Annotated in this window: 22 protein-coding genes; 9 read left to right on the top strand and 13 right to left on the bottom strand. The window is 72.4% G+C overall.

Annotation, left to right across the window (positions count from 1 at the left end; all coding sequences use genetic code 11):
* Nucleotides 1-57 precede the first annotated feature (57 nt).
* Nucleotides 58-504 carry a DUF2550 domain-containing protein gene (locus tag ACH4C6_RS01605; protein WP_398106532.1) on the top strand — a complete coding sequence of 149 codons (447 nt, stop codon included), beginning with the start codon at nt 58-60 and terminating at the stop codon, nt 502-504.
* A gap of 105 nt (nt 505-609) precedes the next feature.
* Here the strand turns inward: ACH4C6_RS01605 and ACH4C6_RS01600 are convergent, their stop codons facing one another.
* The 3 genes from ACH4C6_RS01600 to ACH4C6_RS01590 all read right to left on the bottom strand — a co-directional run bounded on the left by ACH4C6_RS01600 (nt 610) and on the right by ACH4C6_RS01590 (nt 4389).
* Complete coding sequence (locus tag ACH4C6_RS01600; protein WP_398106531.1) at nt 610-2433, bottom strand: glycosyl hydrolase family 18 protein; 1824 nt, start codon at nt 2431-2433, stop codon at nt 610-612.
* 133 nt (nt 2434-2566) lie between these two features.
* Nucleotides 2567-3208 carry a response regulator gene (locus ACH4C6_RS01595; RefSeq protein WP_398106530.1) on the bottom strand — a complete coding sequence of 214 codons (642 nt, stop codon included), beginning with the start codon at nt 3206-3208 and terminating at the stop codon, nt 2567-2569.
* Complete coding sequence (locus ACH4C6_RS01590) at nt 3205-4389, bottom strand: sensor histidine kinase (protein ID WP_398106529.1); 1185 nt, start codon at nt 4387-4389, stop codon at nt 3205-3207. The genes ACH4C6_RS01595 and ACH4C6_RS01590 overlap by 4 nt, the downstream gene beginning before the upstream one ends.
* Before the next feature lie 152 nt (nt 4390-4541).
* Between ACH4C6_RS01590 and ACH4C6_RS01585 the strand changes: the two genes are divergently transcribed.
* Nucleotides 4542-5126, top strand: coding sequence for a hypothetical protein (locus ACH4C6_RS01585; RefSeq protein WP_398106528.1), 585 nt, complete (start codon nt 4542-4544; stop codon nt 5124-5126).
* Nucleotides 5123-5311: a DUF5708 family protein gene (locus ACH4C6_RS01580; RefSeq protein WP_398106527.1), complete on the top strand. Its 189-nt coding sequence runs from the start codon at nt 5123-5125 to the stop codon at nt 5309-5311. Before ACH4C6_RS01585 ends, ACH4C6_RS01580 begins: the two co-directional genes overlap by 4 nt.
* Before the next feature lie 19 nt (nt 5312-5330).
* Here the strand turns inward: ACH4C6_RS01580 and ACH4C6_RS01575 are convergent, their stop codons facing one another.
* A complete protein-coding gene (locus tag ACH4C6_RS01575) occupies nt 5331-5903 on the bottom strand; it encodes a cob(I)yrinic acid a,c-diamide adenosyltransferase (RefSeq protein ID WP_398106526.1) in 573 nt (190 codons plus the stop codon).
* A 221-nt stretch (nt 5904-6124) separates the two neighbouring features.
* Between ACH4C6_RS01575 and ACH4C6_RS01570 the strand changes: the two genes are divergently transcribed.
* The 3 genes from ACH4C6_RS01570 (at nt 6125) to ACH4C6_RS01560 (ending at nt 10220) form a co-directional block, all read left to right on the top strand.
* Complete coding sequence (locus tag ACH4C6_RS01570) at nt 6125-6973, top strand: 3-hydroxyacyl-CoA dehydrogenase family protein (protein ID WP_369193683.1); 849 nt, start codon at nt 6125-6127, stop codon at nt 6971-6973.
* 150 nt (nt 6974-7123) lie between these two features.
* Entirely contained in the window at nt 7124-7447 is a 324-nt protein-coding gene (locus ACH4C6_RS01565; protein ID WP_369193682.1) for an STAS domain-containing protein, read from the top strand.
* 265 nt (nt 7448-7712) lie between these two features.
* Nucleotides 7713-10220, top strand: a complete 2508-nt coding sequence (locus ACH4C6_RS01560) for an ATP-binding protein (protein ID WP_398106524.1) — start codon at nt 7713-7715, stop codon at nt 10218-10220.
* Nucleotides 10221-10313: 93 nt separating this feature from the next.
* Here the strand turns inward: ACH4C6_RS01560 and nucS are convergent, their stop codons facing one another.
* Nucleotides 10314-10985, bottom strand: coding sequence for an endonuclease NucS (nucS, locus tag ACH4C6_RS01555; RefSeq protein WP_398106523.1), 672 nt, complete (start codon nt 10983-10985; stop codon nt 10314-10316).
* Nucleotides 10986-11236: 251 nt separating this feature from the next.
* On the opposite strand from nucS, the gene ACH4C6_RS01550 reads away from it, so the two are divergent.
* On the top strand, nt 11237-11629 hold the full coding sequence (locus tag ACH4C6_RS01550) for an SCO5389 family protein (RefSeq protein ID WP_369193679.1): 393 nt from the start codon (nt 11237-11239) through the stop codon (nt 11627-11629).
* Nucleotides 11630-11713: 84 nt separating this feature from the next.
* Here ACH4C6_RS01550 and ACH4C6_RS01545 read toward each other — a convergent pair whose 3' ends face one another.
* Complete coding sequence (locus ACH4C6_RS01545) at nt 11714-12742, bottom strand: LLM class flavin-dependent oxidoreductase (protein WP_398106522.1); 1029 nt, start codon at nt 12740-12742, stop codon at nt 11714-11716.
* A gap of 276 nt (nt 12743-13018) precedes the next feature.
* Between ACH4C6_RS01545 and ACH4C6_RS01540 the strand changes: the two genes are divergently transcribed.
* Nucleotides 13019-13348 (top strand): ATP/GTP-binding protein, encoded by a 330-nt coding sequence (locus ACH4C6_RS01540; protein WP_398106521.1) that lies wholly within the window; start codon nt 13019-13021, stop codon nt 13346-13348.
* 7 nt (nt 13349-13355) lie between these two features.
* Here the strand turns inward: ACH4C6_RS01540 and ACH4C6_RS01535 are convergent, their stop codons facing one another.
* The 7 genes from ACH4C6_RS01535 to mce form a co-directional block, all read right to left on the bottom strand.
* On the bottom strand, nt 13356-14243 hold the full coding sequence (locus ACH4C6_RS01535; protein WP_398106520.1) for an ABC transporter permease subunit: 888 nt from the start codon (nt 14241-14243) through the stop codon (nt 13356-13358).
* On the bottom strand, nt 14240-15592 hold the full coding sequence (locus ACH4C6_RS01530; RefSeq protein ID WP_398106519.1) for an ABC transporter ATP-binding protein: 1353 nt from the start codon (nt 15590-15592) through the stop codon (nt 14240-14242). Before ACH4C6_RS01530 ends, ACH4C6_RS01535 begins: the two co-directional genes overlap by 4 nt.
* Before the next feature lie 121 nt (nt 15593-15713).
* Nucleotides 15714-16484, bottom strand: a complete 771-nt coding sequence (locus tag ACH4C6_RS01525) for an ABC transporter permease (RefSeq protein ID WP_398106518.1) — start codon at nt 16482-16484, stop codon at nt 15714-15716.
* 2 nt (nt 16485-16486) lie between these two features.
* Nucleotides 16487-17467, bottom strand: coding sequence for an ATP-binding cassette domain-containing protein (locus ACH4C6_RS01520; protein WP_398106517.1), 981 nt, complete (start codon nt 17465-17467; stop codon nt 16487-16489).
* A gap of 86 nt (nt 17468-17553) precedes the next feature.
* Complete coding sequence (locus ACH4C6_RS01515; RefSeq protein ID WP_369193672.1) at nt 17554-18489, bottom strand: cellulose-binding protein; 936 nt, start codon at nt 18487-18489, stop codon at nt 17554-17556.
* 196 nt (nt 18490-18685) lie between these two features.
* On the bottom strand, nt 18686-22600 hold the full coding sequence (scy, locus tag ACH4C6_RS01510; protein ID WP_398106516.1) for a polarized growth protein Scy: 3915 nt from the start codon (nt 22598-22600) through the stop codon (nt 18686-18688).
* Nucleotides 22601-22832: 232 nt separating this feature from the next.
* Nucleotides 22833-23273, bottom strand: coding sequence for a methylmalonyl-CoA epimerase (mce, locus tag ACH4C6_RS01505; protein ID WP_333933921.1), 441 nt, complete (start codon nt 23271-23273; stop codon nt 22833-22835).
* Between the two features lie 148 nt (nt 23274-23421).
* Between mce and ACH4C6_RS01500 the strand changes: the two genes are divergently transcribed.
* Complete coding sequence (locus ACH4C6_RS01500; RefSeq protein WP_398106514.1) at nt 23422-24621, top strand: acetyl-CoA C-acetyltransferase; 1200 nt, start codon at nt 23422-23424, stop codon at nt 24619-24621.
* The last annotated feature ends 5 nt before the right edge of the window (nt 24622-24626 follow it).

The raw sequence follows: 24626 nt of genomic DNA, 5'->3' as shown, positions 1-24626 counted from the left end.
AGGCGGATGTGGGTGTTTTTACGTTCCGTTACCTAGGAGACGAGGAGGTCGGTGCCGATGGTCCTCGCTCTGACTGTGTGCGGAATCGTGGTGGCCCTCGTGGTGGTGGGCCTGTTCGTCTTCGGTCTGCGCCGCCGGCTGATCCAGCGCTCGGGCGGCACCTTCGACGCCAGCCTGCGCTGGGACACCCCCGCCGAGGGCGAGAGCAACGGCAAGGGGTGGGCGTACGGAGTGGCCCGGTACAACGGCGACCGCGTCGAGTGGTACCGGGTCTTCTCGTATGCGCCGCGCCCGCGCCGCGTCCTGGAGCGGTCGGCGATCGAGGTGGCCGGCCGCCGGGTCCCGGAGGGCGAGGAGGAACTGGCGCTGCTCTCCGACCACGTGATCCTGGCCTGTCTGCACCGGGGTACGCGCCTGGAACTCGCGATGAGCGAGGATGCGCTGACCGGTTTCCTCGCGTGGCTCGAGGCCGCGCCCCCCGGACAGCGGGTGAACGTGGCGTAGCCGCGGTCCCCCCCCCCGAACGGGTGACGCTCCCCCGGAAGGATTCCGGGGGAGCGTCAGTGTCGTCCAGGGTCTATGACCCTTCGAACGTCTCTCTGATCCGGCCTACTTCAGGCCGCTGTCGATGGCCGCCGCCAGCTCTCCGTTGGCGGTGTCGCCGCTGAACTCCCAGAAGAACGCGCCGCCCAGGCCCTGGCTCTTGGCCCAGCTCATCTTGGAGGCGATGGTCGACGGGGTGTCGTACGACCACCAGTTGCTGCCGCAGTGGGCGTACGCGGTGCCGGCGACGGTGCCGGTGGCGGGGCAGGAGTTCTTGAGGATCTTGTAGTCCTCGATACCCGCCTCGTAGGTGCCGGGTGCGGGGCCGGTGGCGGTGCCGCCGGGGGCGGCCTGGGTGACACCGGTCCAGCCGCGGCCGTAGAAGCCGATGCCGAGCAGGAGCTTGCTCGCCGGGACGCCCTTGGCCTTGAGCTTGGCGATGGCCGCCGCGGAGTTGAAGCCGTCCTTCGGGATGCCGCTGTACGAGGTCAGCGGGGAGTGCGGGGCCGTCGGGCCGGCCTTGTCCCAGGCGCCGAAGTAGTCGTACGTCATCACGTTGTACCAGTCGAGGTACTGGGCGGCGCCGCCGTAGTCGGCCGCGTCGATCTTGCCGCCGGACGAGCCGTCGGCGGTGATGGCCGCGGTGATCAGGTAGTTGGAGCCGAACTCGGTGCGCAGGGCCTGGGAGAGGGTCTTGAACGCCGCCGGACCGGACGTGTCACAGGTCAGGCCGCAGGCGTTCGGGTACTCCCAGTCGATGTCGATGCCGTCGAAGACGTCGGCCCAGCGCGGGTCCTCCACGACGGCCTTGCAGGACTTGGCGAACGCGGCCGCGTTCTGCGCCGCCTGGCCGAAGCCGCCGGAGTAGGTCCAGCCGCCGAAGGAGTACAGCACCTTGATGTGCGGGTACTTGGCCTTCAGCTGGCGCAGCTGGTTGAAGTTGCCGCGCAGCGGCTGGTCCCAGGTGTCGGCGGTGCCGCTGACGGACTGGTCGGCGGTGTAGGCCTTGTCGTAGGCGGCGTAGGTGTCGTCGACGGTGCACTGACCGTTCTTGACGTTGCCGAACGCGTAGTTGATGTGGGTGATCTTCGACGCGGTGCCCGACGTCACGAGGTTCTTGACGTGGTAGTTGCGGCCGTAGACGCCCCACTCGGTGAAGTAGCCGAGCTTGACCTTGTCGCCGGGGGGCGGCTCGGTGGTGCCGCCGGTGGTGCGGACCCGTACGGCGCCGCTGACCGGGCCGGTCTGGTCGGCGGTGTCACGGGCCTGGACCGAGTAGGAGTAGTCCGTGCCCTTGGTCAGGCCGGTGTCCGTGTACGAGGTCGTCGTGACGGTGGCGACCTTGGCGCCGTCGCGCAGGACGTCGTAGTTCTTGACGCCCTTGTCGTCGGTGGCGGCGGACCAGGTCAGCTTCGCCGAGGTGTCGGTGATGCCGGAGGCCGTGGGGGTGCCGGGGGCGCTCGGCGCGCTGTCGCCGGGCTCGCCGGTGCCGCCGTCGCAGCTGCCGCCGTTGAGCTTGCAGTTGGCGGGGGAGCCGGAGCCGGAGCCGTTGAAGCCGAAGGAGACGGAGGCGCCGGGGGCGAGGCTGCCGTTCCAGGCCTTGTTCTTCGCGGTCCAGTGGGTGCCGGAGGAGGTGACGTCGGCGTCCCAGGAGGAGGTGACGGACGTGCCGGAGGGGAAGTCCCACTCGACGGTCCAGGAGCTGATGGAGGTGGTGCCGGTGTTCTTCACCGTCCACTTGCCCTCGAAGCCGGAGCCCCAGTCCTGGGTCTTGGCGTAGGTGGCGGTCGCGGACGTGGCTGCCTGGGCCGGGCTCGCCAGGCCGACGAGGCCGGCGAAGGGGAGCAACAGGGTCGCGAACCCTGCCGCGGCTCTGTGTCTGAAGCGCATGCTGCGCCTCCTCGATGGAGTTGTGGGGGGCGTGACTGAGCCTCACGCCACTCGTGGTGCGGTGAGAATAGAAAGGTCTGGACCACCGGTCAATAGGTCTGGACCACCACGACCTGTGCCGATCCGTGCCGGATCAGAGCCCCAACTCCTGCGCGAGCACCGCCGCTTGCACCCGGCTGCGCAGCTCCAGCTTGGCCAGCAGGCGGCTGACGTGCGTCTTCACGGTTGCCTCGGCCATGTCCAGCCGCTCGGCCACCCCCGCGTTCGACAGCCCTTCGCCGAGACAGGACAGCACCTCGCGTTCGCGCCGGGTCAGCCGCTCCAGCACCGCCGGGTCGGCCGCCGGCTCCCGGGCGGGCTTCGCGGCGAACTCCGCGATGAGCCGCCGGGTGACCGCGGGGGCGATCAGGCCCTCCCCGCGCGCGACGGTCCGCACCGCCTCCAGCAGGTCCCCGGCCTCCGTGTGCTTCAGCAGGAAGCCGGAGGCGCCCGCCCGCAGCGCCCCGAAGACGTACTCGTCCAGATCGAAGGTGGTCAGCACGAGCACGTCCGCGAGCCGGTCCGCGACGATCCGCCGGGTCGCCGTCACCCCGTCCAGACGCGGCATCTGAATGTCCATCAGCACCACGTCCGGCCGCAGCTCCCGGGCCAGCTCCACCGCCTGCTCGCCGTCCGCCGCCTCGCCGGCCACCTCGATGTCCGGGGCGCTGCGCAGGATGAGCACCAGGCCGGCGCGGACGGCGGACTGGTCCTCGGCGACCAGGACGCGGATCATGCGGGTTCTCCTTCGACGACGGGCAGGGCGGCGCGCACGACCCAGACCTTGCCCTCCGGCGAGGTCTCGGGTCCGGCCTGGAACGTGCCGTCCAGCAGCGCGGCGCGTTCGCGCATGCCGACCAGGCCCGCGCCCGACCCGGGAGCGCCGGGCACCTCACGGTCTCCGTAGGGGCTGGTGACGGTGATGGCCAGCGACCCGTCCCGCCGGGTCAGGCGGACGGCGACCCGGCCGGGACCGGCGTGCTTGAGGGCGTTGGTCAGGGACTCCTGGACGATGCGGTAGGCGGCGAGCTCGACCGGCGCGGGTACGGCGCCCGGGGCCGCGTCCAGGTGGACGTCGAGGCCGTTGGTGCGGGCCGCCTCGACCAGGGCGTCCAGCCCGTCGAGCGTGGGGGCCGCGGCCGGCTCGGTGCCGCCGCCGGCGTCCCGCAGGATGCCGATCAGACGGCGCATCTCGGCCAGCCCCTCGACGCTGTTCTCGCGGATGACCGTGAGGGCGTCCCGGGAGGTCTTCGGGTCGTCCAGGGAGAGCGCGGCCGTGGAGTGGATGGCGATCGCCGAGAGGTGGTTGGCGACCATGTCGTGCAGTTCGCGGGCCATCCGGGCGCGTTCGGCGGTGACCGCCTGGGTGCGGTCCATCTCGGCGAGCAGCGCGGTCTGCCCGGCGCGCAGCCGGGCCGCGTCGGCGGCCTCGCGGTGGTTGCGCACGATCAGCCCGGTGGAGGCGGGCCCGAAGGCGACCAGGCCCGTCACCACGCCGATCAGCAGCGCCTCGGGCTCGCGCCAGAGCGCGAACGGCACGACGGCTCCGGCCACCGTGAGCAGCCCGGTGATCCGCGGGATCCGGTGCGCCGAGGCGGGCGGCCCGTACAGCACGGCCGCGTACATCAGGTCGGTGTACATCAGGATCGTCACCAGGTTGCCCTGGGTGACGGTGTCCAGGACGATCGCGGGCGTGCCGACCAGCAGGGCCGTGCGCGGCGCGGTCCGGCGCAGCAGCTCGCAGCCCGCCATGACGACCAGCGGCAGCAGGACGGGCCAGCGTCCCGGCAGCAGGACGTACGGCTCGGTGTGCGGCCGGACGGACAGGCCGAGACCCCACAGCAGCAGTCCGCCCAGCAGGCTGCCCAGCGCGACGACCGCGTCGAAGCGGCTGGGGCGGGTCGGTCGTGCGGCCATGTCCCCATCCAACACGGCCGCGTGGTGCGGCGCCTGATCCCCGCGGAGGGTCCCCGGCTGCATCTTTCGATGTACCGCGACCTCGTCGGTGGTGACGACGACTCCGGCCGCACCGCCCGGGAGCCTTGAAGGGTGACCGAGAGGAGCGAACCGTGATCGTCGCCTTGATCGCCGCCTGCGAGGTCGGCTTCTGGGTGCTGCTGGCGGCCGGGCTGGCCTTCCGCTACCTGCTGCGGATGCCGCGCACGGGACTGGCGCTGCTGCTGTGCGAACCGCTGCTGGAGGTCGTCCTGCTGGTCGCCACCGCGGTGGACCTGAGGAACGGCGCCGATCCCGACTGGACGCACGGGCTGGCCGCGCTGTACATCGGCTACACCGCGGGGCACGGCCACCGCACGGTGACGTGGCTGGACGGCCACGCGGCCCACCGGCTGGGCGGCGCCCCGAAGCCCGCCGGCCCGCCGCGGTTCGGCCTGGCCCGGGCGCGCCACGAGGGGAAGGTCTGGCTGGGCACGCTGGTGGGCGCCGTCGTCGCGACCGGGCTGCTCCAGCTGGCCATCTGGTATGTCGACGACCCGAGCCGCGTCACCTCGCTGGAGAGCTGGCGCTGGGTGGCGTGGCGCGCCGCGGGCATCCACGGCGTGATCGCGCTGTCGTACTGGATCTGGCCGCGGAAGGCACCCGTGGGGGAGGCCGGCGTGGCGGCGGAGGAGGACAAGGAAGGGGTGCGCCGATGAGCCGCGGGCGCGGGGGGCTGCTGGAGGGGGCCGTCACCTTCACGGCGGGCCTGGCGCTGTGGCTGTTCGCCGGTGACGTGGAGGTGCCGTGGGTGACCCTCACCAAGGTGGGGGTGGTGATGATGTGCGTGGGCGCCGCGCAGGCCGTCGCGGGGGCGTGGCGCAGGGCGCACAGGGGAGCCTGAGCGCCGCCCTGCCGCGTGCCTACCGCTCCCCGCCCGGGACCCACAGGACGTCGCCGATCTCCTTGTTCGCCGTCCGCGCGAGGATGAACAGGAGGTCGGAGAGGCGGTTGAGGTACGTGGCGGTGAGGGGGTTCATCACGTCGGCGTGGACCTCCAGGGCGGCCCAGGTGGAGCGCTCCGCCCGGCGCACCACCGTGCAGGCCTGGTGGAGGAGGGCCGCGCCGGGGGTGCCGCCGGGGAGGATGAAGGAGCGGAGCTTCTCCAGCCGCTCGTTGAAGCGGTCGCAGTCCGCCTCCAGCTTGTCGACGTAGAACTGCTCGACCCGCAGGGGAGGGAACTCCGGGTTCTCCACCACCGGCGTCGACAGGTCCGCCCCCACGTCGAACAGGTCGTTCTGCACGCGGGTGAGGACCGTGACGACCTCCTCGTCCAGACCGCCCAGCGCGATCGCCGTGCCGATCACCGCGTTCGCCTCGTTGGCGTCGGCGTACGCGGCGATCCGCAGGTCGGTCTTGGCGACCCGGCTCATGTCACCGAGGGCGGTCGTGCCCTGGTCGCCGGTCCTGGTGTAGATGCGCGTCAGATTGACCATGCGGCCAGCCTAGTTACGCACCGGCCGATCGGGACACGTGTGTGCCCACCGTCACCGGGGAGGGGCTCAACTACGCCGTCCGGGGCGCCGCGTGACCCCTGCCGGTGTGATGTCCGTCATGTGAGACGTGACGCGCATTACTTACTGGTCACACAGGACCTCACGACCGCTACTGTCCGCTGGAGAGGCAGACATGAACAGCGCGTCAGGGGAGTCGCACAGTGGCACGGAAGCTCGCCGTCATCGGAGCCGGCCTCATGGGATCCGGCATCGCCCAGGTCTCCGCACAGGCGGGCTGGGAGGTGGTCCTGCGTGACGTCACCGACGAGGCGCTGCGGCGCGGCACCGACGGCATCAAGGCGTCGTACGACAAGTTCGTCGCCAAGGGGAAGCTGGAGGCGCACGACGCCGACGCCGCCCTGGCGCGCATCACCGCCACCACCGACCTGGACGCCGCGGCCGACGCGGACGTCGTCGTCGAGGCCGTGTTCGAGAAGCTCGAGGTCAAGCACGAGATCTTCCGTGCGCTCGACAAGATCGTGAAGGACGAGGCGATCCTCGCCTCCAACACCTCCGCCATCCCGATCACCAAGATCGCGGCCGCGACGGAGCGCCCCGAGCGGGTCGTCGGCACGCACTTCTTCTCGCCGGTGCCGATGATGCAGCTGTGCGAGCTGGTGCGCGGCTACAAGACCAGCGACGAAACCCTCGCCACCGCCCGTGAGTTCGCCGAGTCCGTCGGGAAGACCTGCATCGTCGTCAACCGCGACGTCGCCGGGTTCGTGACGACCCGTCTCATCTGCGCCCTGGTCGTCGAGGCCGCGAAGCTGCAGGAGTCCGGCGTGGCCAGCGCCGAGGACATCGACCTCGCCTGCAAGCTGGGCTTCGGCCACGCCATGGGCCCGCTGGCCACGGCGGACCTGACGGGCGTCGACATCCTGCTGCACGCCACGAACAACATCTACACCGAGTCCCAGGACGAGAAGTTCGCCGCCCCCGAGTCGATGCGCCGGATGGTTGACGCCGGTGACATCGGCCGCAAGAGCGGGCAGGGCTTCTACAAGCACTGAAAAACCGCACACGCCCCGGGGGATCACTCCCCGGGGTGAATTCGGTATCGGTTCGCTTACAAGAAGCAACCTCCGGCTCCTCCACACAGTCAGAGGTTGCATACCCAGAACCAGAACGCGGAGCACGATTCGCACGCACCGGGAGCGCATATGTACATCAGGGGCGACCACGCCGAGCTGGTCGTCGGGGGCCGCCTCGACGTCCGCAGCGCGGCGGACGCCCGTACGGTTCTGCACTCGGCCGTCGACGGCGGAGTCGGTGACCTCGTGCTCGATCTGTCCGCACTGGACTCCTGGGACGCCACCGGACTCGGCGTCATCATGGGCGCCCACCGGCGGGCCGGCCGCTGCGGCCGGCGGCTGGTGCTGCGCGGCGTCCCGCCGCAGATGCAGCGGCTGCTCGTCGCCACCCGCCTGCACCGCATCCTCGCCATCGAGGGCGGCATCGGCGTGGAGACCCTGCCCCGCGTGTGACGCCCGTCCGGGTGTGAACCGGGCGACCGGGGAGACCCGGCCCCACGGCGCCGAGCAGCGCGCCGCGCACAATCCTCACGACACCGTGACGTTACGGACGGAGCGGCACCCCGGACTGTCGGAGATACTGAGCGAAGGTTTAAGGTCTGGCTGCCCGCTGCACTGCACCCTTCGAGCGGGCCCGGACCAGAAGCGACAGCGCGGTGTGCAGCAAGGCCGGGAGGGGCTTCACCGAGCACACACACGCCTCTGGGGGGCATGACCTATGGACCCTGACAACCGGGGACCCGAGGAGTACGGCCACGACGGCGACGGCGACACGCCGCGTCAGCGCCCTCCCAGGGAATCCCTCACCTCCGACTTCGGGCAGCACGCACCGGCGCCGGCGCGCACCGTGCAGCTGGTCTCCGGCGACTTCCTGCTGACCGTCAACCCCGTCGACGGCAGCGAGATAGAGGTCTGCCCGCCCGCCGAGCGGCCCGCCGCTCCCGTGAGACTCACCGCCGCCGAGCGGGCCGAGGCCGAGCGCGCGTCCCGGCCGCCCGTGCCGCCCGGCCCCGCCCAGCCCGACCTGCCGCTGCTGGCCCGCCAGGACGAGCGCAAGCAGCTGGTCCGCCTGCTGGCCCGCGGCCGCTCCGTCCGGCTCACCGGCCCCGGCGGCTCCGGCCGCACCCGTCTGCTCGACGTCGTCGCCGAGGACTGCTCCGACCTCGCCCCCGACGGGGTCATCCGCCTCAGCGGCTTCGGCCGCACCGCCGGCGACCTGCTGGACGACCTCTTCCGGGCTGTGTACAGCGCCCCCCTGCACCGCCCCGACCGGGACCGGCTGCTCGCCCACGTCCGGGAGATCGGCGCCGTCGTCGTCCTCGACGACCTGGAGTTCGGCGGGGCCGCACTCGACGAGCTGCTGGAGGCGACCCCCGAGTGCGCCTTCCTGTTCGGCGCCACCCCGGACGTGCCGGCCCCCTCCGGCGACTCCGGCGTCGAGGAGGTCACCCTCGGCGGCCTGGACCGTGCCGACGGCCTGGAGCTGCTGGAGCACGCCGTCGGCCGGCCCCTCACCGAGGAGGAGTCCACCTGGGCGGGCGACCTCTGGTTCGAGTCCGAGGGCCTGCCGCTGCGCTTCGCGCAGGCCGGCGCCCTGCTCCGCCAGCGCGACCGGCTGCGCGCCGGCACCAGCGCCGTCGACGAGTTCGGCGTCTTCGAGGACGCGCCCCCTTCCGACTCCTTCGACCCGGACGACGGGGACGACGTACCCCTGCCCTCGCTCGCCGAGGCCGCCGCCCCCGCGCCGCTGCTCGCGGCACGGCTGAGCGCCTCCGCCCGCGCCACCCTGCGCTTCGCCGTCGCCCTCGGCGGCGAGATCCCGCACCAGGCCCACCTGCCCGCCCTGGTCGGCGACACCCACGCCGACGCCGCCCTCGGTGAACTGGCCGCCTGCGGCCTGGTCTCCCCGGTCGGCTCCCGCTACCGGCTCGCCGCGGGCGTGCAGGCGCAGCTGGAGGCCGCCGGGTACGGCGACGAGGCCGAGACCGCCGCCCGCAGCGCCGCCCAGCACTACTCCTGGTGGGCGGGGCACCCCTCGGTCACGCCCGAGCGGGTGAGCGCCGAGGCCGACGCGCTCCTCGCCGCCCTGGCCGTCCTCGCACCGGCCACCCGCCCGCCGGCCGAGGACGAGCGGAGCGCGGCCGTGCACCTGGCCCGCACCGCCGCCCCCGCCTTCGCCGCCGGGCTGCACTGGAGCGCCTGGGAGCGCACCCTGCGCTCCGGCGCCGAGGCGGCCCGGCTCGCCGGGGACGTCGCCGAGCAGGCCTACTTCCACCACGAGCTCGGCATCCTCGCCCTGTGCGAGGGCGGGCTCGACCGGGCCCGCGCCGAGCTGGAGGCCTCCATCGGCCTGCGCGGCGCCCTGTCCGACAAGCGCGGCACCGTCGCCGGACGCCGGGCCCTCGCCCTGGTCGCCGACCGCTCCGGCACCCCGCTCAGCCTCGGGCCGGCCGTCGCGGACGAGGTGCCCGAGGCCCGGCACGAGGATCCGGCGCCCCTCGCCGGTGCGGCCCCCGCGGCGTTCCCGACGCTCCAGCCGCCCACCTCCCCGGCGCTCGTCACCCACCACAGCACCCCCGCGCCCTCGCGCAAGGCCCGGGGCGGACTGGGGGGCCTCGCCCGGCGCAACCTCGTGGCCGCCGGTGCCGGTGCCCTGCTCGTCGCCGTCCTCGGCACGGTCGTGACCCTCGGCGCCACCTCCGACAACGACCCCGGCACACCCTCGGACCGGGTGGGCGTCAACCCGTCCGCGAGCCAGGACGCAGGCGACGGCAGCCTGGGCGCCGACCGCCCGGCCGACGGGGCCAACGGCGACACCGAACCGGCGGCGAGCCGCCCGACCGACCCGGGCCCCGACGGCACGCTCGGCACCTCGGACGACCCCACGCCGACGGGCGGCCCGAGCGGATCCCCGGACCCGAGCGGTTCCGCTTCCGTGTCCGGCCCGCCGGCCGGTTCCAAGCCGCCTGCGTCGTCGAAGCCGCCGGCCGGTTCCAAGCCGCCCACCTCGTCGAAGCCGCCGGCCAGTTCCAAGCCGCCCACCTCGGAGCCGCCGACCTCGTCCGAGCCCCCGGCCTCCTCCGAGCCGCCGACGTCCGACCCGCCGCCGTCCTCGCCCTCCACGTCCAACTCCGCGAGCGGCCCCGCCTCCAGTGCTCCCGCGAGCACGATGAGCGCACCGGCGAGCGGCAGCGGCGCGCCGAGCGGCTCCCCGTCGGTGATCTGACACCCCTACACACGGCAGGGCCGGGTCCGTACGCGGACCCGGCCCTGTGTGTTCGTCGTGTTCGTCGCGCGGGAGCGCGCGCGGGAGGTGCGGTCAGAACAGCCGCAGCTTGTCGTCCTCGATGCCGCGCAGCGCGTCGTAGTCGAGGACCTGGCAGCCGATGCCCCGGTCGGTGGCGAGGACGCGGGCCTGGGGCTTGATCTCCTGCGCGGCGAACACGCCGCGCACCGGCGCGAGATGGGGGTCGCGGTTCAGCAGCTCCAGATAGCGCGTCAGCTGCTCGACACCGTCGATCTCACCGCGCCGCTTGATCTCCACGGCGACCGTCCGGCCGTCGGCGTCCCGGCAGAGGATGTCCACCGGCCCGATGGCCGTGGGGTACTCGCGGCGGATCAGCGTGTAGCCCTCGCCCAGTGTCTCGATACGGTCGGCGAGCAGCTCCTGGAGGTGTGCTTCCACGCCGTCCTTGATCAGGCCGGGATCCACGCCCAGTTCGTGCGAGGAGTCGTGGAGGACCTCCTCCATCGTGATGATGAGCTTCTCGCCCGCCTTGTTGACGACGGTCCAGACGCCCTCTTCCTCGCCGGTGCCCACTTTGAGGGTGCAGGGCGGCGACATCCAGTTCAGGGGCTTGTAGGCCCGGTCGTCGGCGTGGATCGAGACGCTGCCGTCCGCCTTCACCAGGATCAGGCGCGGGGCCGAGGGAAGGTGGGCGGTGAGCCGCCCGGCGTAGTCCACGGAGCAGCGGGCAATGACGAGACGCATGGTCCGCAACGCTACTCGACGGGCACCTGTCCACGCGATTCGCCCTGGAAAACGCGTGTTCGGTAATGGCCGATTGTGTGCACGGTGTGCTCACTGGGAGTGTCTCATCTGCGCATTTTCCTGGTGCCGTTCCGCTCCGGTGCTTACCGTATGAGCGGGAGGTCGCGATGTGTGTACGCAGCGTGTCTGGATCGCGAGCTCCCTCATCCGTCAGGCAACCCCCGCTGGTTGGGGGTGCGAGAGGAGAACTCATGTCGCTCGACGTCTCACCGGCCCTACTCGAACAGGCCGAGCGAGGCGAGGTCGACGAAGCGGAATTCGTCGACTGCGTCCGGACCTCCCTGCCCTATGCGTGGGAGATGATCAGCTCCCTGGTGGCCCAGCTGAAGGTGGACGGCGGTGCGTTCGCCGACAACCAGACGCCTCCGCCGGACGAGCAGGCGCGCGGCCAGCTGCTGCGCGCGCTTGCGAGTGACGCGATACGCGGTGCGCTGCAACGCCACTTCGGTGTGCGGCTGGCCTTCCAGAACTGCCACCGGGTGGCCGTGTTCCCGCTCGACTCCTCGGTCGACGAGAAGCTGACGCGCTTCACCTCGGTCCGCAGTCAGGTGCTCAACCAGTCTCCCGAATTCCGGGACTGCTGACGCAGCGCCGCTCGCTTGCCGCTCCGTACGCGGGAGGTGCACTTTTTGTACCGGAGCGGCAAGTGCCCGGGATCCACCGTGCCCTCAGAGGAGTTGGGGGAGCACCTCTGCCCCCAGCCGTCGTACGTTCTCCTCCGTCGCGGCCAGGTCGCCGGAACCCTCGACGAGGAGGGCGAAGCGGGAGATGCCGGTCCGCTCGCTGGTGGCCGCGAGCCGGTCCGCACACAGCCGCGGGGTGCCCACCGGGTGCAGCCCGCAGAGCAGTTCGGTGTACGCCAGGGGGTCGCGCATCCGGCGCGTGCGCCCGTCGACCGTGACGTGCGCCTCCAGACCCTGCTTGAGCCAGCCCGGCATCGCCTTCATCAGCGTCTCCGCCGCGTCGGCCCGGCGGTCCGCGATCTGGCAGACGCCGGCCGACACATGGGCCGCGGCGCGGACCTCCTCGGCGGGCCGGCCGCTGTCGCGCGCGTGCCGCCGCCACAGCGCGACCATCTCGGCCTTCTCCTCGTCGCCCACGTGCATGCCGAGCAGCATCGGCAGCCCGCGTTCGGCCGCCAGCCGCACCGACTTCGGCGAGGTGCACGCGACGACCAGCTCGGGACCCGCCACGTCGGTCAGGGCCTCCGACGGCCGGGGCACGACCGGGACCTCGCGGAAGCGGAACCGCTCCCCGTCGGCCGACACGGACGGCTCGCGCAGCCAGCGCGCCAGGATGTCGAGGGACTCCGGGAAGCCCGTCTCGTAGGCCTCCAGGCCGGCCCCGAAGACCTCCAGGTCGATCCACGGGCCGCCCCGGCCGACGCCGAGGGTGAAGCGGCCACCGCTCGTGTGGTGCAGCAGCGCCGCCTGCTCGCCCAGGGCCACGGGGTGGGCGGTGGGCAGGACGCTGACCGCCGTGCCGACCCGGATGCGGCGGGTGCGGCCCAGCAGCAGGGCGGCCAGGGTGACGGCCGACGGGCAGGTGCCGTACGGCACGAAGTGGTGCTCGGCCAGCCAGACCGTGTCGAGCCCGGCCTCCTCGGCCACCTCGGCCGAGCGGACCGCGCGGTGCAGCGCCTCTCCCTCGCCCTGGCCGGGGAACCGGGCCCCCAGCACGAAACTTCCAACGCGCATTGCTTTCCTGCTTCCTTGGCTCCGACGCGGAGCTCCCCCACAGCGCATAACCGTCCGACACGTGCCGAGGACACGGCCGGGCGGAGTATTTTGCGGATTGTCTGCCGAATGAGCGGCTGCGCGGGGGACCGCGAGCGGTTGCGCGGCGGACCCCGGAGAGCCGCCCGCCGCCTTCGACGGGCGACTTGTGGCGACCGGCGGCGTACGTCCACCGGCCCCCGTGCCGCGTAGGCTGGACGCGGCCCGTGCTTCCTGTATAGCCCCGAGAGGTGTCCCGTGTCCCCGCGTCGCAACCGAGCCAAGGGCGCCGGATCGTCCGGCCGGACCTCCGAGGACGACGGCGGCCGCTACGGCGGCTGGCAGTCCTCCGAGGACTGGCGGGGCGAGAGCTGGAGCGTGCGGCACGTGGCCGGGGCGAGCGCGCAGGGCAAGTCCTACCGCTGCCCGGGCTGCGACCAGCTGATCCCGGACGGGGTGCCGCACGTGGTGGCCTGGTCCGAGCACGCGGGCGTCGACGACCGCCGGCACTGGCACAAGGCCTGCTGGAACGCGCGGGACCGCCGCACCCCGGGGGTGCGGCGGTCCCGTAACGCGCCGAGGTTCTGAACCGGGCTCAGACGTCCCGCTTCTCCAGCAGCGCGAAGGCGGCGGCGAACGCGACGGCCGTGGCGCCCAGCATGATCCACAGCGGGTCCCAGCCGGACGGGCCGGACGAGCTGAGGGAGTTGGCGTAGAAGACGCTGAGCTGGTTCGGGATCGAGTACTCGAACAGGGCGTCGCGCACGCCCTGGAGCGACTCCGAGTACATGAACAGGGCGATCACCAGCGGGGCGAGCACGGCGCCGATCATGATCGTGATGGCACCGGCCGAGTGGCGGATGATCGAGCCGACGGCCAGCGAGAGCAGGCCCAGCAGGGCGACGTAGGCCGCGATGCCGACGGTGGCCTTGAGCCACTCGCCGCCGGAGGGGCTCCGGGCGCCGTCGCCCTCCAGCAGCGCCACGTGCAGCAAGGCCACCAGGGACGCCGAGACCAGCGTCACCACGAACGCGACCAGGAAGAACACCACGCCCTTGGCCGCCAGGACCCGGCCGCGGCTCGGGCAGGCGACCATGGTGGTGCGGATCATCCCCGTGCCGTACTCCGAGGCGGTGGTCAGCACGCCCAGCGTGATGATGCACATGCTGCCCAGAAGCACCCCGAAGAAGCCCAGCCCGAGCGGGCTCTCGCCGCTCAGGGCCGGGTCGGAGCCGGCCACGATCGCTCCGGTCAGCGTGCCGATGCCGACGACGAGCAGGACGAACACGCCGAGCGTCCACAGCGTGGAGCGCACCGACCGGATCTTCGTCCACTCGGAGGCGATCGCGTGCACCAGGTGCGTGCGGACGACCGGGATCGGCGAGGTGTAGCCGGGCTCCGCCGGGCCGGCGGGGAACGGCGTGCCGGGCGCCGCGTGCCAGGCGGGCTCGGCCTGCGGCATCTGGGGCTGGGGGCTGCTCATCGGGCGTCCTCGGGCTTGGTCAGGTCGGTGGTCGGGGCGGCGGCGGGCGCGGACGGAGCCGCCGGCGCGCTGTCCGCGGGGGCCGGTGCCGCGGCGGCCGCCGGGGCGGGCGCCTGCGGGGCCGGGGGCGCGGACGGGGCGCCGGCGGAGGGAGCCTGGCCCGCGGAGGACGGCGGGGTCAGGGGCGCGGCGGGCGCACCCGCGGGCGCCTGCGGGGCCGGCGCGGCGAAGCCCTGCGGCGCGGGCTGGGCGTACGGGTTGACCGCGCCCGGGGCGAAGGCGCCCTGGGGAGCGCCGTAGGGGCCGGAGGGGACCGGCGCGCCCGGCTGGGGCGGCGGCGGGGCGTACCAGCCGGGCTGGCCCTGGCCGGGCACCGGCATGGGCGGCTGCGTGCCGGGCGGCAGCGGCTGCTGGAGTCCTTCCTTCTGGTCGGTGGTCGACCGGTAGTCGACGGCGCCCTGCGTCATCCGCATGTACGCCTCCTCCAGGGACGCCTGGTGCGGCGAGAGCTCCCACAGCCGCACGTCGTGCTCGTGCGCGATGTCGCTGATGCGGGGGAGCGGCAGCCCGGTCACCCGCAGCGCGCCGTCCTGCTCCGGCAGCACGTGGCCGCCCGACTCGGTGAGCGCGGCCGACAGCTTCTCGCGCTGCTGCGGCTCGCTGTCGGGCGTGCGCACCCGGGCGAAGTCGGCGGAGTTCGCCGAGATGAAGGCCGTGACGCTCATGTCGGCGAGCAGCTGGCCGCGGCCGATGACGATGAGGTGGTCGGCGGTCAGCGCCATCTCGCTCATCAGGTGCGAGGAGACGAAGACGGTACGGCCCTCGGCGGCCAGGGCCTTCATCAGGTTGCGCACCCAGAGGATGCCCTCCGGGTCGAGACCGTTGACCGGCTCGTCGAACAGCAGCACCTGCGGGTCGCCGAGCAGCGCCGCCGCGATGCCGAGTCGCTGCCCCATGCCGAGGGAGAAGCCCTTGGACCGCCGCTTGGCCACGTCCTGGAGACCGACGACCCCCAGCACCTCGTCCACCCGGCGGGCCGGGATGCCCGACAGCTGGGCCAGGGACAGCAGGTGGTTGCGGGCGGAGCGGCCGCCGTGCACGGCCTTGGCGTCCAGCAGCGCGCCGACGTGGCGGGCGGCGTTGGGCAGCCTGCGGTAGGGGAAGCCGCCGATCGTCACGTGCCCGGCCGTCGGATTGTCCAGACCGAGGATCATGCGCATGGTCGTCGACTTGCCGGAGCCGTTCGGCCCGAGGAAGCCGGTCACGGCCCCGGGCCGCACCTGGAAGGAAAGGTTGTACACAGCGGTCTTGTCGCCGTAGCGCTTCGTCAGGCCGACTGCTTCGATCATGCTCCGCACCCATCGCAAGGTTCAGGACAGCGGGGCACACGCCCCCGTAAGGGTTAGGAGGATATCCAGGCGCTGACGGTTCCGCCCAAGAGCAGGTAAAAGAGCGGCGGCCTCCGCACCGCTAGGCGTCCCGTTTCCTCAGCAGCAGGTACCCCCCGGCCAGGGCGGCCAGCACCCACAGCGCCATGATCCCGAGCCCGCCCCACGGACCGTACGGCGTGTCGTCGCCGACGGGCGGGACCACCTGCATGATCTTGCTGCCGGCCTGGTCGGGCAGGAACCGGCCGACCTTCTTCGTCGCCTCGACGTTGCCCAGGATGTTGGAGATCAGGAAGAAGAACGGCATCAGGATGCCCAGCGACAGCATCGGCGAGCGCAGCATCGCGGCGACACCCATGGAGAACATGGCGATCAGCGCCATGTAGAGGCCCCCACCGAACACCGCCCGCAGCACCCCCGGATCGCCGATCTCCGCCCGGTGCCCGCCCAGCATCGCCTGGCCGAGGAAGAACGCGGCGAAGCTGGTGACCAGCCCGACCAGCAGGGCGAGTGCCGTGGCCACCGCGATCTTGCTGAACAGGAAGGAGCCCCGCCGGGGCACCGCCGCCAGCGAGGTGCGGATCATGCCGGTGCTGTACTCGTTCGACACCACCAGCACGCCGAACACGATCATCGCCAGCTGCCCGAGGCTCATCCCCGCGAAGCTGATGAACGTCGGGTCGAACTCCGCCCGGTCCTGCGCGCTCATCGAGTCGAACTCGTTCTTCGACAGGGCCGAGATCAGCATGCCGAGGGCGACCGTCACGACCACCACGAGCGACAGCGTCCACACCGTGGACGCCACCGACCGGATCTTGGTCCACTCCGACCGTACGACCTGTGTCACCGCCATGCTCAGCCCCTCTTCCAGCCGTCGCCCCACTGCTGCTGCTGCTGCTGTTGCTGCTGCGGTGGCGCCCCGGCGCCCGCTGCGCCGTGCGCGTGGTACTCCACCGACTCCGCCGTCAGCCGCATGAACGCCTCCTCCAGGGAGGCCTGTTGCGGGCTCAGCTCGTGCAGGGTGATCCGGTGCTGCGCGGCCAGCTCGCCGATCTGCTCGGCCTTGCCGCCGTCCACCTCCAGCACGCCCTCACCGCTCTCCACGGCCACCACCCCGGCTTCGTGCAGCACGTCGAGCAGCCGCTCCCGCTGCGGGCTGCGCACCCGGACGTACGAACGCGAGTTGCGGTCGATGAAGTCGGCCATGGAGGTGTCCGCGAGCAGCCGCCCCTGCCCGATGACGACGAGGTGGTCGGCCGTCAGGGCCATCTCGCTCATCAGGTGGGAGGAGACGAACACGGTCCGGCCCTGTGCGGCGAGCGACTTCATCAGGGTGCGGATCCAGTGGATGCCCTCCGGGTCGAGGCCGTTGACCGGCTCGTCGAACATCAGGATCCGCGGGTCGCCGAGCAGCGCGGCGGCGATGCCGAGCCGCTGGCCCATGCCCATGGAGAAGCCCTTGGTCTTCTTCTTCGCGACGCCGGTCAGCCCGACCGTCTGGAGCACCTCGCCGACCCGGGCGCGCGGGATGCCGTTGCTCTGCGCGAGGCACAGCAGGTGGTTGTAGGCGGTGCGCCCGCCGTGCCAGGCCTTGGCCTCCAGCAGGGCGCCGATACAGGTCAGCGGGTCCTTGAGCTGGTCGTACCGCTTGCCGTCGATCCGGACGCCGCCGGCGGTCGGATGGTCCAGGCCCAGGATCATCCGCATGGTGGTGGACTTGCCCGCGCCGTTCGGCCCGAGGAAGCCGGTGACGATGCCCGGTCTCACGGTGAACGACAGGTTGTTGACCGCCACCTTCTCGCCGTAACGCTTGGTCAGCCCCTCCAGCTCCATCATGACCGCCACGCTAGAGCGCGGCAAAGCCCTCTGCCACCCGAGCGGCAGAGGGCTTTGCGGAGGTTCAGCTTCCGTATGCCGGGCTGTTACCGGGACTGCTGGGCCGGGACCCCACGGGAGATGGGCTCGTCCTCGGCCGGCGTGCCGGCTGCGGCCACCGCGGCGCCGGTGAGCGTCGCGAGCATCTCGCGGACGTTCGTCAGCTGCGCGTTGATGGAGTCGCGACGGTTCGTCAGCGCCGCCAGCTCGCGCTCGGATTCCGAGCGGATGCGGTCGGCCTTGGCGTTGGCGTCGGCCACGATGTCCTCGGCCTGACGCTGGGCCGTCTCGACCGTCTGGCGGGCGCGGCGCTCGGCGTCCGTGCGGAGCTTCTCGGCCTCCAGACGCAGCTGCTCCGCGCGGTGCTCGATCTCGGCGAGGCGCTTCTCGGCCTTGGCCTGACGCGACGCCAGGTCCCGCTCGGACTGCTCGCGGCGCTTGGCGAGGTTCGTCTCGAAGTCGGCGGCGGCCTGCGCGGCCTTGGCGCGGGTCTCCTCGAAGAGGGCGTCCGCCTCCTCGCGCTTGGACTGCGCGTCCTTCTGCGCCTCGGAGCGCAGCTGGGCGGCGTCGCTCTTGGCCTTCTCGACGATCCGCAGGCCCTCGTCCTCGGCCTTGGCCTTGCGGTCGGCCGAGTACGACTCGGCGTCGTTGCGCACCTGCTGGGCCGCCGACTCGGCGAGCTCGCGGTGCTGCTCGGCCGCGCGCCGGGCCTCCTCGCGCAGGTCCTTCGCCTCTTCCTCGGCGAGGCGGAGGATCTTCTCCACGCGCGCACCGAGACCCGCGTACGACGGCTCGGCGTCGGTGATCTGGGCCTGGGCGTTCTGCGTCTCGAGGTGGAGCTCTTCGATGCGCTTTTCCAGAGCGGTGATGCGGGCGAGAGCGCTGTCACGGTCGGAGACGAGCTTGGAGATACGTTCGTCCACCTGAGCGCGGTCGTACCCACGCCGCACAAGCTCGAAGCCGTAGGGGGAAGTGTCGCTCATGGGGTTCCTGTCGAATGAGACCGGTGAGGTGATAGGTGGAATCCTAGGGGCCGGAACGGTGTGTCATCGAGCGGATGCGCGTTTGAACCGGAAAATGAGACCCCTTTTGAGTGGCTAAGCGGCGGATCGCTTGCCAGAACCCGGTCAAAGCCCCTCGATGTCCCCGGAATCAGCCGTTCCGGCTCGCTCCGGACGCCTAGCCGTCCGAGGACTTGCCACCCGATCGGGGCGCGCCGATCGTCGCGCCCGCCTTCACCCCGCTGTCCTTGGCGCCGGCCGGAGCCTCGAAGGACTCCAGCGCCTCCAGCACGTCCTGGACACGGGAGATCTCGGCGTTGATGTCCTCGCGGCGGCGGACCAGCACCTCCAGCTCGCGCTTGCCCTCCTCGACCGTGCGCTTGGCCTCGCGGACCGCCTCGGCCTTGAGCTCCTCGGCCTCCCGGACCAGCGTCGACTTCTTCTGCTCGGCCTCCTTGAGCAGCCCCTCGGCCTTCTTCACCGCGGCGATGCGCACCTTGCCCGCCTCGGAGTTGGCCTCCGACACGATCTCCTTGGCCTTCGCCTGCGCCTTCGCCAGCTGCTCCTCGGCCGCCTTGACCAGGGCGTCGCAGCGGTCGCCCGCCGTCTTCATCGCCTCGGCCGACTCCCGGCGGGCCCGCTCGTGCAGCTCCTCGATCTCCGTCGTGATGCGGTCGCGCAGCTCCTCGGCGCGCTCCCTTATCTGCGTGGCGTCCCGGCGCGCGCCGACCAGCAGCTCGTCCGCGTCCGTACGGGCCTTCTCCACCAGCGAGTTGCCCTCGACCGTCGCCTCGGACACCAGCCGGTCGGCCTCCGTGCGGGCCGCGCCCACCATCGTGTCGGCCTGCGCCTCGGCCTCGGCGGTGGTCTTGTGCGCCTGCTGCTGCGCCTCGGTGAGCAGCTTGTCCGCCTCGGCCGTGGTCTCCGTGATGAGCTTGTCGACCTGCTCGGCCGCCTCCGAGCGCCGCTTGTTGGCGTCCTTGCGGGCCTCGTCCAGCGTGCGGTCGGCCTCCTCGCGCGCGTCGGCGACGACGCGCTCGGCCTCCGCCCGCGCCTGCGACTTGACGCGCTCGGCCTCGGTGCGGATCCGCTCCGCGTGCTGCTGCGCCGAACCGACCGTCTCGGCGGCCTCGGCCCGCAGCCGCTCCGCCTCACCGGTGGCCTCCGCGAGGAGCCGGTCGGCCTCCCCGGCAGCCTCCGCGCCCACCCGCTCGGCCTCGGCGAGCGCCTCGGTGCGCACCCGCTCCGCCTCGGTGACCGTCTCCATGCGCAGCCGGTCGGTCTCCCGGACCGTCTCGGTGGTGAGCCGCTCCGCCTCGCTGCGCGCCTCGGTGATGAGGGTGTCCGCCTGCGTCGCCGCGTCCGAGCGGATGCGGTTGGCGTCCTCGCGGGCGTCGGCCCGGGTGCGCGAGGCGCTCTGCTCCGCCTCGGCGATCGTGTCGGACGCCTCCGTGCGCACCCGCTGGGCGTGCTCGGCGACATCCGCGCGGATCCGCTCCGCCTCGCTGATCGCCTCGGACATCGTCCGCTCGGCGAGCGCCTTGGCGGCCTCGGACTCCTCGTGCGCCTCGCGGCGCAGCCGGCTCGCGTCCTCGCTCGCCCGCTCGCGCTCCGCGTAGGCGTCGGCGCGGACCCGGTCCGCCTCCTCCTCGGCCTCGCGCCGGGTGCGCTCCGCCGCGTGCTCGGCGGCGCTGCGCAGCCCGGTGATCTCCTCCTGGGCCTGCTCGTGCAGCCCCGCGACGGAGTCGCGGACCTGCTGCGCGTGCTGCTCGGCGGCGGACACCATCTCCGTGGCCCGCCGGTCGGCCTCCTCGACCAGCCGGACGGCCTCGGCCTGGGCCTCCTCCACGCGCTTGCGCGCCGAGGCCAGCAGCTCCTCGCTCTGCTCGCGGGCCCGCTCGCGCTCCTGGTCGGCCTCCTGCCGGGCGCTGCCGAGGAGTTCCTCGGCCTCGCGGCGGCGGCGGTTGGCCTCCTCCTGGGCGGCGGCCAGCGTCTCGGACGCCTCCGCGGCCAGCCGCTCCGCGGCGGCCTGCGCCTCCGCGCGCATCCGGTCGGCGCTCTCCTGCGCCTCGGACTTCAGCCGCTCGGCCTCCGTCGCGGCCTCCGTGCGCAGCCGTACGGCGACGGCCTCGCCCTCGGCCCGCGCGGCGGACGCGTCCGAAGCGGCCTCGTCCCGCAGCCGCTCGGCCTCCGTCTCGGCCTGCTGCCGCAGCGTGCGGATGCGCTCGGCGGCCTCGGCCCGCAGCCGCTCGTTCTCCTCGGCGGCCTCGCGGCGGATCCGCGCGGCCTCCTCCCGGGCCTCCGACAGCGCCTGCTCGGCCGCCGTCAGCCGCTCCTCGGCCTCCCGCTGCAGCCGCGTCAGCTCCTCGGCGGCCTCCGCGCGGCGGGCCTCGACGGCCCGCTCGGTCTCCTCGTGCAGCTCCAGCGCCGCGCGCTCGGCTTCCGCCTTGAGGGCCTCGGCCTGCTCGACGACCTCCTCGCGGTGCCGTTCGGCCTCCTGCCGGGTGCGCTGGAGGGTCTCCTCCGCCTGCCGGCGCAGCGTCGTCGCCCGCTCGATGGCCTCGGTGCGGACCTTCTCGCTGTCGGCCTGGGCCGTGGTGCGCAGCTCGTCCGCGTCGGCCTTGGCCTTGGCGAGCAGCTCCTCTGCGGACTTCGCCGCCTCCTCGATCTGCGCCACGGCCTCCTTGCGGGCCTCGGCGCGGATCTTCTCGCCCTCCTCGACGGCGTCCGCCCGGAGCTGCTCGGCCTCGCCGCGCAGCCGGCGGGCCTCCTCCTGCAGCTCGACCGTCTTGGCGCGGTACTCCTTGGTGTCGTCCTTCGCCGCGCCCTTGAGCTCCTCGGCGATGTCGTGCGCCTCGGCCCGCAGCCGGTCCGCCTCGGCCTCGGCCTCCTTGCGGATCCGCTCGGCCTCCTCGGCCGCGGCCTTGGTGGTCTTCTTGGCGTCCTCCGACGCCTTGTTGAGGACCTCCTCGGCCGTACGGGCCGCCTTGGAGAGCTGGGTCGCCGTCTCCTCGGCGGTGAGCGTGCGCGCCTTCTCGGCGGCCTCGGCGACGATCTTCTCGGCCTCGGCGCGGGCGTCCGCGACGATCTGCTCCGCCTCGGACTTGGTGCTCTCGGCCTCCTTCGTGGCCTCCTCGACCAGCCGGGCGACCTGCTCCTTGGCGGTGCGCGTGCGCGTCTCGTTGGCCGACTCGGCGCTCGCCAGGGCCTTGGCGGCGGCCTCCTTGGCCTCCGTGACGAGCTTCTCCGACTCGGACTGCGCCTTGCGCAGCGCCTCCTCGGCCTCGGCCATCCGCTGTTCGGCGGCCTTGGTGAGCTCCTGGGCCTCGCGGCGCGCGGACTCCGACTCCGAGACGGTGGAGGTGCGCAGCTGCTCGGCGTGGTCGGTGGCCTCCTGGGCCTGCGTGGAGGCCGCGTTCAGCAGCCGCTCGGCGTCCGTGCGGGCCCGCCGCAGGATCTGCTCGGCCTCCGCCCGGGCCTCCTCGGCCGCGCTGGTCAGCCGCTGCCGGGCCTCGGTGGCCAGCCGCTCGGCCTCCGCGCGGGCGGCGGCCAGGGACTGCTCGGCCTCCGCGCGGGACTCCTCCAGCAGCCGGCGGGCCTGCTGCTCGGTGCGGGCGCGCAGCTGCTCGGCCCACGCCACGTTCTCGTTGACGTGCGACTCGACCGTCTGGCGGCGCTCGGCCAGTTCCTGGTCCAGCTGCTGGCGGCGGGTGACCGCCTCCTGGTGCAGCTCCGCCTGGAGGCGGGCCGCCTGCTCGGCGTGCTCCTGCAGGATCCGCTGGGTCTGGGCCCGGGCCTCGCTCAGTTCCCGCTCGGCGTCCGTGCGGATCTGGTCGGCCTGCATCTGCGCGTTGCGCAGCAACTGCTCGGCCTGCCAGCCGATGTCGCCCCCGTCGAAGGAGGGCCGGGTCATGATGGTGCGCCGCGCCTCGTGCAGCTTGGCGCGCAGTACCTCGACCTGGTAGCCGAGGTCCTCGGCGTGCTGGATCGCCTTTTCCCGCTCGGTCTTCAGCCGCTTCATCTCGGCTTCGAACCGAGAGAGGTGGTCGACGTCAGCCGCCGGCTCTCGCTCCTGGCTCTCGTAGCCCCGCACTGCGCGGTCCCATCCGTCCCCTGGTCGAAACTCTTTCCGTACGAGCTCCGTCCATCCGCCGAACGGGGCCCCCGGGGAATGGTGTCAGATCATCGGCGGAGCAGAGGCTGCTGCCCCGACGCTCGTCCCCCGAAACCCGGACCCCGGTGGTCCTGCCGTCGCACGGCGGGACCGCGGTCACCCTGGCTGAGCGGCGACCGCACCCAACCCTACCGGCCCCTATGTACGAGGGTCAGTGCTCAGGTGACTCAACGGGCGCCGAAGTGACCAGTTCTGTCAGTACGCCATGACAGTCCTTGGGGTGCAGGAAGGTGATCCGTGACCCCATGGAGCCGCGCCGGGGCTCTTCGTACAGCACGCGCACGCCCTTGTCCTTGATGTCGGCGGCGTCCGCGTCGACGTCCGCGGTGCCGAAGGCGATGTGGTGGACGCCCTCGCCGTTCTTCGCGAGCCACTTCGCGACGGTGGAGTCCTCCCGGGTCGGCTCCAGGAGCTGGAGGTAGGTGGCGCCCCCGTCGGACGTCTCGTTGATCTTGAGCATGGCCTCGCGCACGCCCTGCTCCTCGTTGACCTCGGAGTGGAAGACCTCGAAGCCGTAGGTGGCACGGTAGAACTCGACGGTCTTGTCCAGGTCGAAACAGGCGATCCCGATGTGGTCGATTCGCGTCAGCATGAGTTCAGTGCAGCGCCCCGGAGGTGGTTACGCAACGTGCGCGCGATCACACCGACGGCCCGATGACGGCACGGAGTGCCACTCAGTACATTCGAAGTAAACCCTCGTTCACTCCTCGGCTGTGCAGCCGGTAAGGGGATCGCAGCTCATGTCTTCTGCAACGACCAGCTCGGTGATCGTCTCGGGTGCGCGTACGCCCATGGGACGGCTGCTGGGCTCCCTGAAGTCCTTCTCCGGAGCCGACCTCGGCGGCGTCGCGATCAAGGCCGCCCTCGACCGTGCGGGGATCGGCGGCGACCAGGTGCAGTACGTGATCATGGGCCAGGTGCTCCAGGCCGGGGCGGGGCAGATCCCGGCCCGCCAGGCCGCGGTCAAGGCCGGCATCCCGATGAACGTGCCGGCGCTGACCATCAACAAGGTCTGCCTGTCCGGCCTCGACGCCATCGCGCTCGCCGACCAGCTCATCCGCGCGGGTGAGTTCGACGTGATCGTCGCCGGCGGCCAGGAGTCCATGACCAACGCCCCGCACCTGCTGCCCAAGTCCCGCGAGGGGTACAAGTACGGCGCCATCCAGATGCTGGACTCCATGGCGCACGACGGGCTGACCGACTCCTTCGACGGCGTCGCCATGGGCGAGTCCACCGAGAAGCACAACACCCGCCTCGGCATCGGCCGGGCCGAGCAGGACGAGATCGCCGCGCTGTCGCACCAGCGGGCCGCCGCCGCGCAGAAGAACGGCCTGTTCGAGGCCGAGATCACGCCCGTCGAGATCCCGCAGCGCAAGGGCGACCCGGTGCTGTTCAGCAAGGACGAGGGCATCCGCGGCGACACGACCGCGGAGTCGCTCGGCAAGCTGCGTCCCGCCTTCGCCAAGGACGGCACGATCACGGCCGGTTCCGCCTCGCAGATCTCCGACGGCGCCGCCGCCGTCGTCGTGATGAGCAAGGCCAAGGCGCAGGAGCTCGGCCTGGAGTGGATCGCCGAGATCGGGGCGCACGGCAACGTGGCCGGGCCGGACAACTCGCTGCAGTCGCAGCCGTCCAACGCGATCCTGCACGCGCTGAAGAAGGAAGGGCTGGAGGTTTCCGACCTCGACCTCGTCGAGATCAACGAGGCGTTCGCGGCGGTGGCCGTGCAGTCCATGAAGGACCTCGGAGTGTCCACCGAAAAGGTGAATGTCAACGGCGGTGCCATTGCCCTGGGTCACCCGATCGGGATGTCCGGTGCGCGGCTCGTGCTGCATCTCGCGCTGGAGCTGAAGCGGCGCGGCGGCGGGGTGGGCGCGGCCGCGCTGTGCGGTGGCGGGGGCCAGGGTGACGCGCTGATCGTGCGCGTGCCCAAGGCCTGAGTGTC

This window comes from Streptomyces sp. NPDC017943, assembly GCF_044328425.1.
Taxonomy (GTDB): domain Bacteria; phylum Actinomycetota; class Actinomycetes; order Streptomycetales; family Streptomycetaceae; genus Streptomyces; species Streptomyces djakartensis_A.
Note: the sequence above shows the minus strand (reverse complement) of the source record. Positions and strands in the feature narration are given on the sequence as shown.

What these genes read in the sequence shown, in the direction of transcription:
- ACH4C6_RS01605 (WP_398106532.1), top strand. Translation starts at nt 58, where the DNA reads ATGGTCCTCGCTCTGACTGTGTGCGGAATCGTGGTGGCCCTCGTGGTG.
- ACH4C6_RS01600 (WP_398106531.1), bottom strand. Translation starts at nt 2,433, where the DNA reads ATGCGCTTCAGACACAGAGCCGCGGCAGGGTTCGCGACCCTGTTGCTC.
- ACH4C6_RS01595 (WP_398106530.1), bottom strand. Translation starts at nt 3,208, where the DNA reads ATGATCCGCGTCCTGGTCGCCGAGGACCAGTCCGCCGTCCGCGCCGGC.
- ACH4C6_RS01590 (WP_398106529.1), bottom strand. Translation starts at nt 4,389, where the DNA reads ATGGCCGCACGACCGACCCGCCCCAGCCGCTTCGACGCGGTCGTCGCG.
- ACH4C6_RS01580 (WP_398106527.1), top strand. Translation starts at nt 5,123, where the DNA reads ATGAGCCGCGGGCGCGGGGGGCTGCTGGAGGGGGCCGTCACCTTCACG.
- ACH4C6_RS01575 (WP_398106526.1), bottom strand. Translation starts at nt 5,903, where the DNA reads ATGGTCAATCTGACGCGCATCTACACCAGGACCGGCGACCAGGGCACG.
- ACH4C6_RS01565 (WP_369193682.1), top strand. Translation starts at nt 7,124, where the DNA reads ATGTACATCAGGGGCGACCACGCCGAGCTGGTCGTCGGGGGCCGCCTC.
- ACH4C6_RS01560 (WP_398106524.1), top strand. Translation starts at nt 7,713, where the DNA reads ATGGACCCTGACAACCGGGGACCCGAGGAGTACGGCCACGACGGCGAC.
- nucS (WP_398106523.1), bottom strand. Translation starts at nt 10,985, where the DNA reads ATGCGTCTCGTCATTGCCCGCTGCTCCGTGGACTACGCCGGGCGGCTC.
- ACH4C6_RS01550 (WP_369193679.1), top strand. Translation starts at nt 11,237, where the DNA reads ATGTCGCTCGACGTCTCACCGGCCCTACTCGAACAGGCCGAGCGAGGC.
- ACH4C6_RS01545 (WP_398106522.1), bottom strand. Translation starts at nt 12,742, where the DNA reads ATGCGCGTTGGAAGTTTCGTGCTGGGGGCCCGGTTCCCCGGCCAGGGC.
- ACH4C6_RS01535 (WP_398106520.1), bottom strand. Translation starts at nt 14,243, where the DNA reads ATGAGCAGCCCCCAGCCCCAGATGCCGCAGGCCGAGCCCGCCTGGCAC.
- ACH4C6_RS01530 (WP_398106519.1), bottom strand. Translation starts at nt 15,592, where the DNA reads ATGATCGAAGCAGTCGGCCTGACGAAGCGCTACGGCGACAAGACCGCT.
- ACH4C6_RS01525 (WP_398106518.1), bottom strand. Translation starts at nt 16,484, where the DNA reads ATGGCGGTGACACAGGTCGTACGGTCGGAGTGGACCAAGATCCGGTCG.
- ACH4C6_RS01520 (WP_398106517.1), bottom strand. Translation starts at nt 17,467, where the DNA reads ATGATGGAGCTGGAGGGGCTGACCAAGCGTTACGGCGAGAAGGTGGCG.
- ACH4C6_RS01515 (WP_369193672.1), bottom strand. Translation starts at nt 18,489, where the DNA reads ATGAGCGACACTTCCCCCTACGGCTTCGAGCTTGTGCGGCGTGGGTAC.
- mce (WP_333933921.1), bottom strand. Translation starts at nt 23,273, where the DNA reads ATGCTGACGCGAATCGACCACATCGGGATCGCCTGTTTCGACCTGGAC.
- ACH4C6_RS01500 (WP_398106514.1), top strand. Translation starts at nt 23,422, where the DNA reads ATGTCTTCTGCAACGACCAGCTCGGTGATCGTCTCGGGTGCGCGTACG.